Source organism: Paracidovorax sp., assembly GCF_057642795.1.
The window spans coordinates 151,584-167,188 of the sequence record NZ_JBXYZY010000044.1; the positions used below are offsets into that span (position 1 = coordinate 151,584).

Annotated in this window: 14 protein-coding genes; 7 read left to right on the plus strand and 7 right to left on the minus strand. The window is 68.5% G+C overall.

Annotated elements, in window-relative coordinates:
* Positions 1-26 precede the first annotated feature (26 nt).
* The 5 genes from pncA to AC3A84_RS18140 form a co-directional block, all read right to left on the minus strand.
* On the minus strand, positions 27-743 hold the full coding sequence (gene pncA, locus AC3A84_RS18120) for a bifunctional nicotinamidase/pyrazinamidase (RefSeq protein ID WP_487971411.1): 717 nt from the start codon (positions 741-743) through the stop codon (positions 27-29).
* Positions 744-824: 81 nt separating this feature from the next.
* Positions 825-2,141: an MFS transporter gene (locus AC3A84_RS18125; protein ID WP_487971412.1), complete on the minus strand. Its 1,317-nt coding sequence runs from the start codon at positions 2,139-2,141 to the stop codon at positions 825-827.
* 263 nt (positions 2,142-2,404) lie between these two features.
* Complete coding sequence (locus tag AC3A84_RS18130; protein ID WP_487971500.1) at positions 2,405-5,305, minus strand: c-type cytochrome; 2,901 nt, start codon at positions 5,303-5,305, stop codon at positions 2,405-2,407.
* Between the two features lie 23 nt (positions 5,306-5,328).
* Complete coding sequence (locus tag AC3A84_RS18135; protein WP_487971413.1) at positions 5,329-5,886, minus strand: (2Fe-2S)-binding protein; 558 nt, start codon at positions 5,884-5,886, stop codon at positions 5,329-5,331.
* A 36-nt stretch (positions 5,887-5,922) separates the two neighbouring features.
* Complete coding sequence (locus AC3A84_RS18140) at positions 5,923-7,080, minus strand: FAD-dependent monooxygenase (protein ID WP_487971414.1); 1,158 nt, start codon at positions 7,078-7,080, stop codon at positions 5,923-5,925.
* A 129-nt stretch (positions 7,081-7,209) separates the two neighbouring features.
* On the opposite strand from AC3A84_RS18140, the gene AC3A84_RS18145 reads away from it, so the two are divergent.
* From AC3A84_RS18145 to AC3A84_RS18175, 7 genes are all read left to right on the plus strand, one after another.
* Positions 7,210-7,407, plus strand: coding sequence for a hypothetical protein (locus AC3A84_RS18145; RefSeq protein WP_487971415.1), 198 nt, complete (start codon positions 7,210-7,212; stop codon positions 7,405-7,407).
* Positions 7,404-8,183, plus strand: a complete 780-nt coding sequence (locus tag AC3A84_RS18150) for a maleate cis-trans isomerase family protein (RefSeq protein ID WP_092938528.1) — start codon at positions 7,404-7,406, stop codon at positions 8,181-8,183. The genes AC3A84_RS18145 and AC3A84_RS18150 overlap by 4 nt, the downstream gene beginning before the upstream one ends.
* 11 nt (positions 8,184-8,194) lie before the next feature.
* Positions 8,195-9,031, plus strand: a complete 837-nt coding sequence (locus tag AC3A84_RS18155) for an alpha/beta fold hydrolase (RefSeq protein ID WP_487971416.1) — start codon at positions 8,195-8,197, stop codon at positions 9,029-9,031.
* Positions 9,032-9,102: 71 nt separating this feature from the next.
* Positions 9,103-10,188, plus strand: a complete 1,086-nt coding sequence (locus AC3A84_RS18160) for a 2,5-dihydroxypyridine 5,6-dioxygenase NicX family protein (RefSeq protein WP_487971417.1) — start codon at positions 9,103-9,105, stop codon at positions 10,186-10,188.
* Positions 10,185-10,862 (plus strand): N-carbamoylsarcosine amidohydrolase, encoded by a 678-nt coding sequence (locus AC3A84_RS18165; RefSeq protein ID WP_487971418.1) that lies wholly within the window; start codon positions 10,185-10,187, stop codon positions 10,860-10,862. Before AC3A84_RS18160 ends, AC3A84_RS18165 begins: the two co-directional genes overlap by 4 nt.
* Positions 10,863-10,910: 48 nt before the next feature.
* The gene (locus AC3A84_RS18170; RefSeq protein ID WP_487971419.1) at positions 10,911-13,193 is read left to right on the plus strand and encodes a xanthine dehydrogenase family protein molybdopterin-binding subunit; all 2,283 of its coding nucleotides are present in this window, start codon (positions 10,911-10,913) and stop codon (positions 13,191-13,193) included.
* Between the two features lie 2 nt (positions 13,194-13,195).
* Complete coding sequence (locus AC3A84_RS18175) at positions 13,196-14,215, plus strand: XdhC family protein (RefSeq protein ID WP_487971420.1); 1,020 nt, start codon at positions 13,196-13,198, stop codon at positions 14,213-14,215.
* 24 nt (positions 14,216-14,239) lie between these two features.
* Here the strand turns inward: AC3A84_RS18175 and AC3A84_RS18180 are convergent, their stop codons facing one another.
* Positions 14,240-15,244: a Bug family tripartite tricarboxylate transporter substrate binding protein gene (locus AC3A84_RS18180; protein WP_487971421.1), complete on the minus strand. Its 1,005-nt coding sequence runs from the start codon at positions 15,242-15,244 to the stop codon at positions 14,240-14,242.
* Positions 15,245-15,315: 71 nt separating this feature from the next.
* Entirely contained in the window at positions 15,316-15,600 is a 285-nt protein-coding gene (catC, locus tag AC3A84_RS18185; protein ID WP_487971422.1) for a muconolactone Delta-isomerase, read from the minus strand.
* Between the last annotated feature and the right edge of the window lie 5 nt (positions 15,601-15,605).

The following is a 15,605-nucleotide window of genomic DNA, read 5'->3' on the forward strand; positions in this document are numbered from 1 at the left end:
TACGCAGCCCGGCCCACCATGGCGTATCAGACGGCCAGGTCGGTGGACTGGATGCGTCGCACGCCCGCCTTCTCCATCGCCTCCCAGGCCTTGGCCAATGAACCGTTGAGGTCGATGGCGCGGGTGGCGTCCTCAATGACATACACCTTGAAGCCCAGCTTGCGGGCATCCAGCGCCGTCCAGGCGACGCAGAAGTCCGTGGCCAGCCCAGTGCCATAGACGGTGTCGATGCCGCGGTCCTTCAGGTAGCCTGCCAAGCCAGTGCGGGTCTTGTGATCGGCCTCCTCGAAGGCGGAATAGCTATCGATGTCCTGCTGGAAACCCTTGCGCACGATGACCTGGGCCGTGGGAAGCTTCAGGTCCTTGCGCAGATCGGCATCGGCCGTGCCCTGGATGCAGTGGTCGGGCCAAAGCACCTGGGTGCCGTAGGACAGCTGGATGGTCTCGAAGGGCCGCTTGCCGGGATGGCTGCTGGCGAAGGAGGCATGGTGGCTCGTATGCCAGTCCTGCGTCAGCACGATGTTGGCGAAGGCCAGGCTGATCCTGTTGATTACCGGCACCACCTCCGCGCCGCCCCTGACGGGCAGGGTTCCGCCATCGACAAAGCAGTTCTGGACATCGACCACGATCAGGGCCGAGCGGTCGTCGGGCGTCAGGCCCTGCGCCTGTGCCGCCAGCAGCTGCGACCCGAAGCCGAGCGCGGCTAGCTGGCTGATCAGTTGGCGACGAGAGATAGCTTTCATGATGGCATCCTCATGGATCTGGCGGGCTCGCACCCGCCTTTGTTTGAAGAAAGACCCGCTGGCGCAGCACGCAGGGCTTGATCAGTCGAGCGCGCGGTTGCGCGATTCCACGTCCACGGCCCAGATGGAGAGCGCGCCGCCCACCAGCATCGCGGACAGTACGGCCAGCGCCAGCGTGAAATGCGTGGCCATGATGGGCGCAATGATGGCCGGCGCGAACAGGCCGCCAAAGCGCGCCACGGCACCCGCCATGCCCATGCCGCTGGCGCGCAGGTCGGTGGGATAGACCTCGGGCGTGAAGGCGTAGAGCGCGCCCCAGGTGCCCAGCAGCGAGAAGCTCATGAGCAGCGTGGAGCCGACGACCACCATCGGCGACGAGCCCAGGCTGTAGAGCATGCAGCCGACGGCGCTGAGCAGCAGGAAGCCGATCAGCGTGGGCTTGCGGCCCCAGCGCTCCACGCCATAGGCCGAAAGCGCGAAGCCGGGCAGCTGCACCAGCGCCAGCACTACCAGGAAGACCTGGCCGCGCATGAAGGCGAAGCCCTCGCTGCCGAGCTTGACGGGCAGATAGACGAAGACGCCGTAGTAGGCGATGGAGATCAGCGCCCAGGCCAGGAACAGCGCCAGGCTGCGGCGGCGCAGCTCGGGAGAGAAGAGCGAGAGCAGCGACTTGCGCTCCTGCTTCTCGGGCTGCAGCGGCGGGATCTGTGCGGAGTTGCCGTTGACCTTCGCCACACGTTCGAGCACCTGGCGCGCCTGGTCGGACTTGCCGTTGCGATTCAGGAACATCGGCGATTCGGGAATGTAGAAACGCAGCACCACGCCGATCAGCGCCGGGATGCCGGTCACGAAGAAGATCACGCGCCAGGCGTCATTGCCCCAGGACACGGCCACCAGGGCAAGGATGGCCAGGAAGATGGTGCCGACGGCCCAGAACGATTCCAGCAGCACCAGCCAGCGGCCGCGGCGGTCGCTGGGCAGGAACTCGGCCATCATGGTGTAGTCCACCGGCAGCGTGCCGCCCACGCCGATGCCGGTGATGAAGCGCAGCACCAGCAGCCAGGCGAACTCGGGCGCGAAGGCCGACGCCACGCCGGCGCAGGCATCAATCACCACAGCCATCATCAGCACAGGCCGGCGGCCGATGCGGTCGGCCAGGCGGCCGAAGACGAAGGCACCGATCAGCATGCCGATGAAGAAGAAAGTGCCGGTCTGCAGCGCCTCGGGCACCGTCTTGCCGAAGGTCTTGGCAATGGACGGCGCACTGAAGCCGATGGACAGCACCTGCATGGCATCGGCCAGCCAGACCAGTCCGAAGATCACGAAGAGCCGGTACTGGAACCGGCCGACACCCGCTGTCTGGATGCCTTTTTCCACCGAAACAAATGAAGATGACATGGAAACTCCTTGGTTGTTCATCGCCTACCCGTTGATTCCTCGTTCCGGCAAGGCGCGCTGGCATGCCCTGCCTGAAAACCTCTGGCGCAAGCGGTCCCGCCGGCCCTTGGGGAAGGGTCGTTCAAGAAAACCGCTTATTCGCTATGGCCGTCCGGCGCCGGGGCGCCGCGGTGGCGCACTGCCGGTTCCGGCGTCAGATCGCTGTCAGGCGCAGGCCGGTGCCGCGCCTCGCCGCTGCCCGGACGCCGCTGGGCCCGCCCGGCTCACGGCGCCGCATGCGCCGCGGCACGCAGCCGTCTAATAGTGGTTGTCGTATCGTCTGGCCACACTTTTTCCTCCGGTGCAAATCTCGTGCGCAGATAGCCGAGCAGATCGGCGATCTGCCGGTCGTCCAGGCTGTCCCTGAAGCCCGGCATGTAGCCCAGGGCATCGTCGGCGGGTGTCTGTATGCCGTTCAGGATGACCTGGACCAGGTTGTCTGGTGTCGCGGCATGCAGGTTGGTGTTGAGCCCCAGCAGCGGCTTGACACCGAAGAGGGTCGGGCCGCTGCCTGCCTCATGGCAAACCGCGCAGGCGTTCTGGTAGATGCGTTCGCCGTTGACGTGTCGATCCAGGGTCCCGGTGGGAGGTGGATGCGGCGCAGGCACCGGCGCGGCGACTGTCATCGGCGCGGCTGCGGCCTGCCGGGCCTGGCCCGGCAATTCCATCAGGTAGGTAGCCATGGCACGCACATCGGCATCGGGCAGCTCGGCCAGGCCGTGGATCACGGGGGCCATAGGCCCTGCGGCCACGCCGTGGCGTGCGGAGAAGCCGGTGCGCAGGTACTGGTACAGCTCTTCGCGGTTCCAGGGCAGCTTGCCTCCGGCCAGCTGGTTGAGTCCTGGGGCGCTCCAGCCCTCAGCCTCTCCGCCCTCCAGGTAGTGGATGCCGCTCTTCTCGGCACCCAGCGCGTTGCGCGGCGAGTGGCAGGCCGCGCAGTGGCCCGCCCCCTCCACCAGATAGGCGCCCCGATTCCATTCGGGGCTGCGGGCAGGATCCGCCTTGAACGGCGTGGCGTCATGAAACAGCAGGTTCCAGCCGGCCATGGCCGGACGCAGGTTGTACGGGAAGGCGAGCTTCGTCTCGGGTGCCCGGGCCTTCACAGCGGGCTGGGACATCAGGTAGCCATACAGCGCCTGCAGATCGCCGTCGCTGAGCTTGGCGAAGGCCGTGTACGGAAAGGCCGGGTAGAGCTGGCGCCCATCTTGGTGGATGCCCTGGCGCATGGCGCGCTCGAACGCCGCGTACGACCAGCGGCCGATGCCGGTTTCCGTGTCGGGCGTGATGTTGGTCGAGTAGATGATGCCGAACGGCGTCTCCAGGCCCAGCCCTCCTGCGTTCGCCGCACCGCCGGGCGCGGTGTGACACACGACGCAGTCCCCGGCCGCGGCGACGAGGCGCCCGCGCTCCAGGGCCTGCGGCGAATAGAGCGACACATCGGGCCCGTCGGTCAGCGGCAAGGCCTGCTTTAGCGGCCACACCATGGCCCCCAAGCCCGCGATGGTGGTGATGCCGGCCGCCAGCCAGCCCAAGCCGCGGCGCAGTGCTGGTCGGGCCAGGGCTCGGTTGCCAGAGCCCGCCTCGCCGGCCAGCGCCAGGCGCAATTGCTCGGGCTGGAAGGGCACTTCGCGCAGGCGCACGCCCGTCGCATGACGGATGGCATTGGCAATGGCGGCGGCAGCGGGCAAGGTCGCGACACCATCCAAGTCCAGCTGACCGTGGCGGATCAGGGCCGCTTCGCCCGCATTGCCGGCCAGCAGTTGGCCGCCCGCGGCCGGTGCCTCGGCAGCGCCGGCAGAGCTGCCCCATGCGTCGAAAGCCGCCGGTGCGCCCAGCAGCCGGCGCGCGCCGGCCAGCCATTGCGCATCCTGCTGCACGACTTGCGTGTGCAGGCCTGCGCCCTGCGCGGCCTGCAGATGCTGGCTGTCGTGACCCGCGACCACGCGGGTGACCTCGATCTCGCCGGTCTGCGGATGCACGGCGACCTCGGCCACCCAGGCGCTCCAGGCCGTGCGGTCCCGGCCCTCGGCATCGAGGGTCTGCAGTTGGGCGGTGGCAAAGCCGCGGCCATGCAGGCGCCCATCGGTGCCCGGGGCGGCATCGGGCCACGCGGCCTCCTGGGCCACACGCGCAGCCAGCTCACGCGCAGGCCCCTCGGGCAGATGGCGCAGGCGCCAGTCCAGCGGATCCCGCCCCAGTTCCAGCGCCTGTTCATGCCACAGGCTTTCATGGGCGAAAACCTGGGCCGCGTTGAGTTCGTCCACACCTGCCTGTGTGAGGCCGGTGGCGGCCGGGCCCGACTGCACAGAGCCTGCGCCCAGCACCGTGGCGCGGCCCGCGGCGCGGGCCCGTGCAGGCTGAGCCAACAGCCGCGCGCAGCTGGGACGCACGGCCCAGGGCCGTTCGGACGCGAAGGCCAAGGCAGGTGGCGCCACTGCCGTTGTCTCGGCAACGGTCGGCCGCAAAGCGGTACCGTCAGCGGCAGCAGCAGGCACTGCCATGGGCTGCAATGCCAGCGCCGGCGCTTCGATGCACACGTCGCACGCCACGCTGACGGGCCGGCCCACGGCCTGGGACAGCAGCGCCGCATCGGCGGCCGCGTCCATCAACGCAAGAGAGTGCGGCGCGTGCCCTTCCAGCTGCAGCACCTGTACGGACCGCAAGGAGCACTGCAACAGCTCGGCGATCTCGCCGACCACCATGGCCTGCACGTCAGGGGCGCAGCGGGGCAGCCACAGGCTGGTGCGGCCATCTAGGCACCACGCGATGGCCTGCGCGCCTGCCGGCCGATCGGCGTGGGGAGCCCGCCAGACGAAAGCCTCGCCACCGGCTGCGCGGACGCGGCCATCGCACCACGGCGTTCCGGCATCGGCGCCGTGCCAGTGTGGCGCCAGGCCGGCGGCCGCCTGGCGCGCGTGGACGGGTGACATGGCGACCACGCCGAGGAAATTCCTGTACTGCACCGCGGCGACCACACCGGCCATGGCGCGCGCCTCGTCCAGCCGCGCACTGATCAGTTGGGTACCCTGGTACCGTTGCCCGTCCCAGCCCATCTGCGGCGGCCGGACGGCCAGACCATGCAGCAGGTCTGCAGGCAGTGCCACTGCGTCAGCGGACGAGGGCATGGCGACGGAAGGGACCTGCAGGTTCACGGCCGGGCCTCCTGCGCTTCAGGGGACAGGGACAGGCTGGAGCGGCCTGCACGCAGCTGCACCGCACGCAGCGCGGCCTGCACGATCTCCACATGCGTGCCGCAGCGGCAAAGGTTGTGATGCAGCTCGTTGCGCAGCTCCTGCTCGGTGGGCTGGGGGTTGCGGCGCAGCAGGGCTTCGACGGTCATGACCATGCCGTTGAGGCAGTAGCCGCACTGGGCGGCCTGGCAGTCGATGAAGGCCTGCTGCGTGGGGCCGGGGCTGCGGCGCGAACCGAGCCCCTCGAGCGTGCCCACATCGCGGCCGACGGCCGCCTGCACGGGAATCACGCAAGAGCGCGCTGCCACGCCGTCGATCAACACGGTGCAGGCGCCGCACTCGCCCAGGCCGCAACCGTACTTCGGCCCGTTCAGCTCCAGATCATTGCGCAGCACATGCAGGAGCGCGGTGCCAGGCGCAGCTGGCACTTCGCACTCGCGCCCGTTCACCCGCAAACGGATACCGGCAGGAATGGCCGCGGTGCTGCTGGATCTGAGGGGAACAGGGCTTTTCATGAGAGACGTTCGGCTGCGGGATGGAAGGTCGGGGACTCAGGCGGCGGCCGCGACCTTGGGTTCCACCAGGGGCACGTTGAACACGTCGTAGCCGAAGCACCAGGACGGATCTTCGTTCGTGCGCAGCCAGGTGTTGTCGTGCGAGATGCGCTGGACCTTGCTGGCACGCTCGGCGCGGTTGGCTTCGTACAGAGCAAAGGCGAGCTCGTGGTTGTGCGCACCGACCTCCTTGAGGCAGCGTGCCAGCATGGCGCCGTCCTCGATGGCCATGGCCGCGCCCTGCGCCATGTGCGGCTTCATGGGATGGCAGGCATCGCCCAGCAGCACCATGCGGCCACGGCTCCAGAGCGGCAGCGGATCGCGTTCCAGCAGCGACCACTTGGTCACTTCGACGGTGGCATCGATCAGCGCCTGCACCGTGGGATGCCAGCCCGCGAAGGCTTCGCGCATCTCGTCCTTGCTGCTGGGCAGCCAGCGGTCGTTGAGGTCCCACTTCTCGACGGGCACACCGGTCACGTAGTAGAGCTCGTCCGCCTTGCCAGTGACGAAGTAGGTCATCATGTGGCGGTCATCGCTCCACCACTTCACGCACGCGTCGAAGGGCAGCATGCCGGCCTTGATCTCAGGCGTCGGAAACACGGCGCGGTGGGCCAGGTAGCCCGCGTATTTGGGCAGTTCGGGGCCGAGCAGTTCTTCGCGGATGCGGGAGTTCACGCCGTCGGCGCCGATGACGATGTCGGCCTCTTCCGTCGTGCCGTCGGCGAAGTGCATGACCACCACATCGCCACGGTCCTCCACCTGTGTGAGGAACTTGCCGTAGGCCATCACGCTGCCTGGCAGTGCATCGATCAGCAGCGCGTGGAAGTCGCCACGGTGCACGGTCAGGTAGCTGGCGCCGTACTCCTTGACAGCGTAGTCACCCAGCGGAATCTGGGCCAGCACATCGCCGGTCTGCCAATGACGGCTGTACCAGTAGTCGGGGTGCGAGCCCTGTTCGTTCAGCGCGTCCTCGATGCCGATGCGGCGCAGGATCTTCATCACGTTGGGCCCGACGTGGATGCCGGCACCCAGGCGCGAGAAGCTGGGAGCCTGCTCGTAGACACGGACATTGAATCCTTCCTGCAGCAGCAGTTTGGCGGCAGCAGCGCCGCCGAGGCCGGCGCCGACGACGGCGATACGAGGGGATTGGGACACGTTTTCTCTCCTTGCGGGAATGTTGAAAGTCGGACGGATGGCCGTCGCTGCAGCTGGCTCCTGCCATGGTCAAAGCACTATCCATGCCATGAAAAAACACCACTTATTTAAGTGTGTGCACTCTATTGATTGATTCAAATCAAGCGCACCACAAAGCAGAAGAATAAAACTCATCGCGCCTTTTTTGGTGCAATTAACGCACAAAATGAGTGCAAACCCCTAAGAAAACAGCGTTTGCCAGACGGCACGCCTTTTGCAAAAATAGAGCGCATACACCCATCTGATCTTTATCAACGCGCGCATCCCGCGAACAAGGCAAAGCCATGACTCAGACATTCCGCATCGGCCAGATCGTCCCCAGCTCGAACACCACGATGGAGACCGAAGTGCCGGCCATGCTACAGGCCCATTCCACGCTGCGTCCGCAGGACCGCTTCACCTTCCACTCCAGCCGCATGCGCATGAAGAAGGTCCAGAAGGAAGAGCTCGCAGCCATGGATGCAGAGAGCGACCGCTGCGCGCTGGAACTGAGCGACGCGCGCGTGGATGTGCTGGGCTACGCCTGCCTCGTGGCCATCATGGCCATGGGCCGCGGCTATCACCGCGTGTCGCAAAAGCGCCTGACCGAGCGCACCGAAAGCAACGGCGCCACTGCCCCCGTGATCACCAGCGCGGGCGCGCTGGTCGAAGCACTGAAGGTCATGGGTGCGAAGAAGATCGCTCTGGTGGCGCCCTACATGATTCCGCTGACCCAGCTGGTCATGGACTACATCGCCGCCGAGGGCTTCGAGATCGTGGACTGGCGCGCGCTGGAGATACCCGACAACCTCGAGGTCGGCCGACACGATCCCGCCAAGCTGCCCGGCATCGTCGCCGGAATGAACTACGCCGACGCCGACGTGATCGTGCTCTCGGCCTGCGTGCAGATGCCCTCGCTGCCGGCGGTGGCCCAGGTAGAGGCAGCGACCGGCAAGCCCGTGCTCACGGCCTCCATCGCCACCACCTACGCCATCCTCAAGTCACTGGGCCTGGACCCGGTGGTACCGGGCGCAGGCGCGCTGCTGTCGGGCGCCTATCCCTACGACAACGCCGCCAAGGTCTGAGGAGCATCCGCATGAGCCAAGACACCAGCACCCTCCTCTACGGCGGCCATGTGCACGCCAACGGCATCCGCCAACACTACCTGCGCTACGGCGGCGCCCAGGGCCAGCGCGCAGGGCGCGACGCCGTCATCCTGATCCCGGGCATCACCAGCCCGGCAGTGACCTGGGGCTTCGTCGCCGAGCACCTAGGCCGCCAGTTCGACACCTATGTGCTGGACGTGCGCGGGCGCGGCCTCTCATCGTCCGGCCCGGGCCTGGATTACGGCCTCGACGCTCAGGCTGCCGACGTGGCCGCGCTCGCTGAGGCCCTGGGCCTACAGCGCTGGGCATTGGTAGGCCACTCCATGGGCGCACGCATCGCCGTACGTGCTGCACGCAGCCAGCCGGACGGACTCACGCGCCTGGTGCTTGTCGATCCGCCCGTATCCGGCCCCGGCCGCCGCTCCTACCCGGCCGCCCTGCCCTGGTACGTGGATTCCATCCGCCAGGCCACGCAGGGCATGGATGCCGAGGCCATGCGCGCCTTCTGCCCCACCTGGACCGATGAGCAGCGCCAGCTGCGCGCCCAGTGGCTGCACACCTGCTATGAGCCTGCGATCGTGCAGAGCTTCGAGGACTTCGGCCGCGACGACATCCACGCCGACCTGCCCCGGATCGCTCAGCCCATGCTGCTCGTCACCGCCGAGCGCGGAGACGTTGTGCGCGCCGAAGACGTGGCCGAGTGGCAGGGCTTGGCGCCCCAAACACAGCACGTGCGCGTGCCACAAGCCGGCCACATGATCCCCTGGGACAACGAGGCCGGCTTCTACGCCGCGCTGGGCGACTTCCTGGGGTCGCGGGTGGACTGACGGCGATCCGGCCCGGATCGCCTCTTGCTTGACCTCTCTCATACCTTCATCGCGACACCAAGGAGACGCACATGTCCGTCAGCGATACCGATCTGATCCAAGCCTGGAAACAGGTGCTCACGCTGTCCCGGCTCGAAGCCGGGCAAACCGTCACCGTGCTCACCGGCGCAGACACGCACCCGCAGACGCTGCGCTGCGCCATCGCCGCCGCCAGCGACATGGGGGCACGCGTCAACCGGCTGGACCTGCCGCCCGTCAACGCCGAAAAGTCGCTCAGTCGCGATTCGCTCGCCTACCTGGGAACGACGCCGCTGACAGGCAACCCAGCCGCCATCGCCGCGCTCCAGGCCAGCGACCTGGTGCTGGACCTCATGACCCTGCTCTTCTCGCCAGAGCAGCACGAGATCCTGCAGACCGGCACCAAGATTCTGCTGGCCGTGGAGCCGCCTGAGGTGCTCTGCCGCCTCGTGCCCACCGAGGGTGACCGCGCGCGCGTGCAGGCCGCGTCGAAGCGCATCGAGGCCGCCAAGCAGATGCGCATCACCTCGGTGGCCGGCACCGATCTGCGCTGCCGGCTGGGCGAGTTCCCCGCCATCTGCGAATACGGCTTCGTGGACCAGCCCGGCCGCTGGGACCACTGGCCCAGCGGCTTCGTGCTGACCTGGCCCGACGAGGGCCACAGCGACGGCCGCGTGGTGCTGGACCGCGGCGACATCCTGCTGCCCATGAAGGACTATGTGACCGAACCCATCGAACTCACGATCGACCAGGGCTACGTCACGCGCATCAGCGGCGGCCTGCAGGCCGAGATCCTCAAGGAATACATGGCCGCATACGAAGACCCGGAGGCCTACGCCGTCTCCCACGTCGGCTGGGGCCTGCAGCCCCGCGCCCACTGGTCCATGCTGGGCCACTACAACAAGGAAACGCACATCGGCATGGACGCCCGCGCCTTCGAAGGCAACTTCCTCTGGTCCATGGGCCCCAACAACGAAGCCGGCGGCAGCCGCACCACGGCCTGCCATATCGACATACCCATGCGCCACTGCACCGTGGCGCTGGACGGCACGCCCGTGCTGATCGACGGCGTAGTGCAGGACGAACAAGGACTGGCGCGTGCCGCCAGAAGATCCCAGCAAGGCAAGGACATCGCATGACGAACCCCATCACCAGCGCCCAGGACATCCCCGCCGCAGGCGTGCAAGGCGACATCTCCGCCTACGCCCGCCAGGGCTTCGGCACGCCGCTGCCGCTCAAGGCACCCTTCGGCCTGCTCATCATCGACTTCGTCAACGGCTTTGCCGACCCGGCGGTGTTCGGCGGCGGCAACATCCCCGGAGCGATCGCCCGCACGCGCGGCCTGCTGGCCCATGCGCGCGAACGCGGCTGGCCCGTGGCGCACAGCCGCATCGTGTTCTCGGACGACGACGCGGACAGCAACATCTTCTGCCTGAAGGTGCCAGGCATGCTGACGCTGAAGGAGGACAGCCCGGCCAGCGCCATCGTGCCGGAGCTGGCCCCCGCGGCCGGCGAGTACGTTGTGCGCAAGAGCACGCCCTCGGCCTTCTTCGGCACCATGCTCGCACCCTGGCTGGCCCAGCGCGGCGTGCAGACGCTGGTGGTGGCAGGCTGCGTGACCAGCGGCTGCGTGCGCGCCAGCGTGGTCGATGCCATGCAGTCCGGCTTCCGTCCTCTGGTGGTGGCAGACTGCTGCGGCGACCGCGCCCTGGGTCCGCACGAGGCCAACCTGTTCGACATGGCGCAGAAGTACGCGGCAGTGATGCCCCTCGACCATGCCCTGGCCGACACCGACGCGCTGGAAAAACGCTGAACAAGCCCCTGGCATGCCCGATCGCGTGCCAGCGAAGACCGCCACCCCATGAACCTTCCCCAGCCCCAAGCCCTGCACGCGCAGCTGCTCGATCGCACCGACGCCCTGCTCGTGCTGCGCCAGCCGGTAGCGCCTCCACCACCCGCACCGGGGCAGCCGGGCTCGGCCACCAATTACGTGCCCGCCGCGCCAGAAATCTTCGTGGCCGTGCTGGCCGACGCCGATGCGCCGCAGGGCTGGCGCGCCCTGGCCTTCAACGGCCATGTGGACCTGGGCACGGGCATCCGCACGTCCCTGGCACAGATCGTGGCCGAAGAGCTCGAAGTGCCGCTGGACCAGTTGGACATGGTGCTGGGCCACACGTCCGCGTCGCCCAACCAGGGGCCGACCATCGCCAGCGCCAGCATCCAGATTTCCGCCGTGCCGCTGCGCCGCGCCGCCGCCCAGGCGCGCGAACAGCTGCTGGCGCTGGCCGCCGCGCACTGGGGCGTCGCCGCCGACCAGCTGCAGGCCCGCGACGGCCTGGTGCGCTTCGCCGATGAAGGCGATGCGCGTACGCTCCATTACGGGCAGTTGCTGCAGGACCAGCAACTGCACCTGCCGCTTGCAGCGCCCGAGCAGGCAGTCAAGCTCAAGCCCGCCAGCGACTACCGGCTGGTAGGCCGCGGCGCTGCGCGCGTGGACATCCCCGCCAAGGCCACCGGGGAGCTGAGCTTCGTGCACGACGTGCGCGTGCCAGGCATGCGCCATGGCCGCGTCGTGCGCCCGCCGCACCCGGGCCGCGACAGCGGCGGCTTCATCGGCCGCTGCCTCGTCGCGGTGGACCATGCCTCGGTCGTCCACCTGCCGGGCAATGTGCAAGTGGTCGCCGAAGGCGACTTCGTCGGCGTGGTCGCCGACCGCGAGGAGCAGGCCATCGCAGCCATGCGCGCGCTGCGCGTGCAGTGGCGCCCGGTGCCACCCGCCCCCGACCTGAGCGACCTGGCCGGCGCCATCCGCGCGAACCCGGCGCAGCGTCGGGCGCTGGTGGACGAAGGCGACGTGGATGCGGCCTTCAAGGGGCCGGAGACCGCCGCCGTGCTGGAACGCAGCTACGTCTGGCCCTACCAGATGCATGCCTCCATCGGCCCGTCCTGCGCGGTGGCCGACTTCCAGCAGGGCCGGCTCACGGTGTGGGCCGGCACGCAGAACCCGCATATGCTGCGCACCGACCTGGACCGGCTGCTGCAGCTGGGCGAGGACCGCATCGAGGTCGTGCGCCTGGAGGCGGCGGGCTGCTACGGCCGCAACTGCGCCGACGACGTCTGCGCCGACGCCGCCCTGCTCTCCATGGCCGTGGGCGCACCCGTGCGCGTGCAGCTCACGCGCGAGCAGGAGCACCAGTGGGAGCCCAAAGGCACGGGCCAGCTCATGGACGTGCGCGCCGCCATCGGCCGCGATGGCAGCCTGCAGGCCTACGACTTCGCCGTGCGCTACCCCTCCAACGATGCGCCCATGCTGGCACTGCTGCTCACCGGCCGTGTGCCGGGCCAGCCGCGCACGCTGGAGATGGGCGACCGCACGGCCGTGCCGCCCTACCGCTACGCCAGCCGGCGCATCGCCTGCCACGACATGGCGCCGCTGGTGCGCTCCTCCTGGCTGCGCGGCGTGTCGGCCCTGCCCAACTCCTTCGCCCACGACTGCATGATCGACGAACTGGCCCATGCGTCCGGCGCCGATCCCGTGGACTACCGGCTCCGCCACCTCGACGACCGGCGCGCCATCGAACTAGTCGAAGCCACGGCCCGCCATGCGGGCTGGCAGTGCGGCGGCCCGGGCACCAGAGGAGTGCCCGGCGCAGACGGCCTGTTGCGCGGGCGTGGCGTGGCCTATGCGCGCTACGTCCACAGCCGCTTTCCCGGCTTCGGCGCGGCCTGGGCCGCCTGGGTCATCGACATCGAGGTCAACCCCGCCAGCGGCCGCATCGCCGTGCGGCGCGTGGTGGTGGGCCAGGACACGGGCATGGTGGTCAACCCCGACGGCGTGCGCCACCAGATCCACGGCAACGTCATCCAGACCTTGAGCCGCAGCCTGATGGAACGCGTGGCCTTCGATGCCCAGGGCGTCGCAAGCCGCGAGTGGGGCGGCTACCCCATCATCGGCTTTCGCGACGTGCCGCCCATCGAGGTGGTGCTCATGCCCCGACAGGACGAACCGCCCATGGGTGCCGGCGAATCCGCCTCGGTGCCGGGCCCGGCCGCGCTGGCCAACGCGCTTTTCGACGCTACGGGCCAGCGCTTCTACCAGGCCCCGTTCACCCCGGATGCCGTGCGCGCCGTGCTCGAAGGCTGACGGTGGAGCCCACGGACCTCGACAGCCTGGTGCTGCGCACGGCGAACAGCTGGCTGCAGGCCGGCATTCCCGGCTGGCTGGTGAGCGTTGCGCGCACCTGGGGCTCGTCGCCCCGGCCGCCGGGCTCGCTCATGACCCTGAACGCTCACGGTGAGGTGGTGGGTTCGGTCTCGGGCGGCTGCATCGAGGACGACCTGATCCGCCGCGTGCAGCAGGCCGCGCAGGGGCCGTCGCCATCGTTTTCGACCGCGGCCGTGCCCGAAGTGCTTCGCTACGGCATCTCGGCGGATGAGGCCCACCGCTTCGGCCTGCCCTGCGGCGGCACCATGGAACTGGTGATGGAACCCCTGCAGCCCCACAGCCGGCTCCCCGAGTTGCTGGACGCCTGCGCGCAGCGGCGTTACGTGGAGCGCACGCTGCATCTGGCCACCGGCAATGCGCTGCTACGCGAAGTGCCGCACGGCGCGGCGCCGCAGCTGGATACCGAGCGCTTCGTGGCATGCTTCGCCCCGGCCGCCCGCCTGGTCGTCATCGGCGCGGGCGATACGGCGTTCTACGTGTGCCAGATCGCACTGAGCGTCGGTTTCGACATCGTGCTGAGCGATCCGCGCCTGGAGCGGGCGCCCGCCTGGGCGCAGGGGCGCATCGCCTTCACGCGCGAGATGCCCGACGACGTAGTGCTGGCCCTGCGGGAAGACGCCAGCACGGCCGTGCTGGCGCTGAGCCACGACCCGAAGCTGGACGACCTGGCCCTGATCGAGGCCTTGCGCTCACGGGCCTTCTATGTCGGCGCCATCGGATCACGCAACAACAGCGCGCGGCGGCGCGAGCGGCTGCAGCAGCACTTCGGCCTGAGCGACACCGAGATGGATCGCTTGCATGGCCCCGCCGGCCTTTTCATCGGCAGCAGGACGCCGGCCGAGATCGCGCTCTCGATGATGGCCGAGGTAGTCGCGGCGAAGAACGGCGCACTCGTAGCACCGGCCTTCGCCCAGCAGACCCCGCGGCCCCTCTACGGATAAAGGCAAGTCCGCGCCCGCAGCCGATCAGTCCACGCTGGCGCCGGATTCCTTCACTACCTTGCCCCACTTCACGCTCTCCTTCTGGATGAAGGCGGCGAACTGCTCGGGCGTCTCGCCGGCGGCTTCGGCACCCTGCTCTGCGAGCTTCTTGCTCACCTCGGGCTGGGCCAGCACCTTGACGATGGTGGCGTTGAGCTTGGCGACCACCGGCGCGGGCGTTCCGGCCGGCGCGAACATGCCGAACCATGAGGTGGCCTCGTAGCCGGGCACGCCGGCCTCGGCGATGGTCGGCACGTCGGGCAGTTCGGGCGAGCGCTTGGCGGTGGTGACGGCGATGGCGCGCAGCTTGCCCGAACGCACATGCTGGATGGCCGAGGGCATGTTGTCGAACATGATCGCGATCTGGTTGCCCAGCAGGTCCGTCACGGCCGGCGCGCTACCTTTGTAGGGCACGTGCTGCATGTCCACCTTGGCCATGCTCTTGAAGAGTTCGCCCGAAAGGTGGATGGAGCTGCCGCTGCCCGAGGAGCCGAAGTTGATCTTGCCCGGATGGGCCTTGGCATAGGCGATCAGCTCCTGCACCGTCTTGAAAGGCTGCGCGGGATTGGCGACCAGCAGGTTGGGCACGTTGGCCACGCGCGTGAGCGGCGCGAAGTCCTTGATCGGATCGAAGGGCATCTTCTTGTAGAGCGCCGCATTGATGGCGTGCGTGCCCACCGTGCCCATGAAGAGCGTGTAGCCGTCGGCCGGTGCCCGCGCGGCCAGCTGGCCGCCGATGTTGCCGCCCGCGCCGGCGCGGTTGTCCACCACCACCGGTTGGCCCAGCTCCGCGCCCATGCCCTGGGCGACGATGCGCGCCAGGATGTCGGTGGTGCCCCCGGCCGCGAAAGGCACGACGATGGTGATGGTCTTGCTAGGGAACGCACCTTGCGCCGCGGCCAGGCCGGGCAGGAGCGCGCAGGCGATTGCGGCGGTGCCAGCGGCGGCGATCAGGCCGCGGCGCAGGATCGGGGAATGGGAAAGGGTCATGGTTTGTTTCCTCTATCTCTTCTTCTATGGGGATGGCGATGCGGGGAGCGGCGGGCACCTGGCCCGCGCGTTCACTCCTGCACGATGGACGATGGGTGGTTGGCCAACGGCGTCACCTTGATCTGCATGTAGGGAAAGAGCGGCAGGCCACTGAGCAGGGTGTGCAGCTCATCGTTGCTGGCCACATCGAGGATGCTGACGTTGGCGTACTCGCCCACCACGCGCCACAGGTGGCGCCACTTGCCTTCGCGCTGCAGCCGCTGCGAATATTCCTTTTCCTTGCGCTTGATCTCCTCCGCCACTTCGGGGGCCAGGGTGGACGGGATCTGCACGATCATCTGAACCATGAACAGCATGGGTT

Bases quoted from the DNA above. Each gene is read 5' to 3' on its own strand.
- AC3A84_RS18135 (WP_487971413.1), bottom strand. From the start codon at position 5,886: ATGAAAAGCCCTGTTCCCCTCAGATCCAGCAGCACCGCGGCCATTCCT.
- pncA (WP_487971411.1), bottom strand. From the start codon at position 743: ATGAAAGCTATCTCTCGTCGCCAACTGATCAGCCAGCTAGCCGCGCTC.
- AC3A84_RS18160 (WP_487971417.1), top strand. From the start codon at position 9,103: ATGTCCGTCAGCGATACCGATCTGATCCAAGCCTGGAAACAGGTGCTC.
- AC3A84_RS18155 (WP_487971416.1), top strand. From the start codon at position 8,195: ATGAGCCAAGACACCAGCACCCTCCTCTACGGCGGCCATGTGCACGCC.
- AC3A84_RS18125 (WP_487971412.1), bottom strand. From the start codon at position 2,141: ATGTCATCTTCATTTGTTTCGGTGGAAAAAGGCATCCAGACAGCGGGT.
- catC (WP_487971422.1), bottom strand. From the start codon at position 15,600: ATGCTGTTCATGGTTCAGATGATCGTGCAGATCCCGTCCACCCTGGCC.
- AC3A84_RS18165 (WP_487971418.1), top strand. From the start codon at position 10,185: ATGACGAACCCCATCACCAGCGCCCAGGACATCCCCGCCGCAGGCGTG.
- AC3A84_RS18130 (WP_487971500.1), bottom strand. From the start codon at position 5,305: ATGCCCTCGTCCGCTGACGCAGTGGCACTGCCTGCAGACCTGCTGCAT.
- AC3A84_RS18150 (WP_092938528.1), top strand. From the start codon at position 7,404: ATGACTCAGACATTCCGCATCGGCCAGATCGTCCCCAGCTCGAACACC.
- AC3A84_RS18180 (WP_487971421.1), bottom strand. From the start codon at position 15,244: ATGACCCTTTCCCATTCCCCGATCCTGCGCCGCGGCCTGATCGCCGCC.
- AC3A84_RS18170 (WP_487971419.1), top strand. From the start codon at position 10,911: ATGAACCTTCCCCAGCCCCAAGCCCTGCACGCGCAGCTGCTCGATCGC.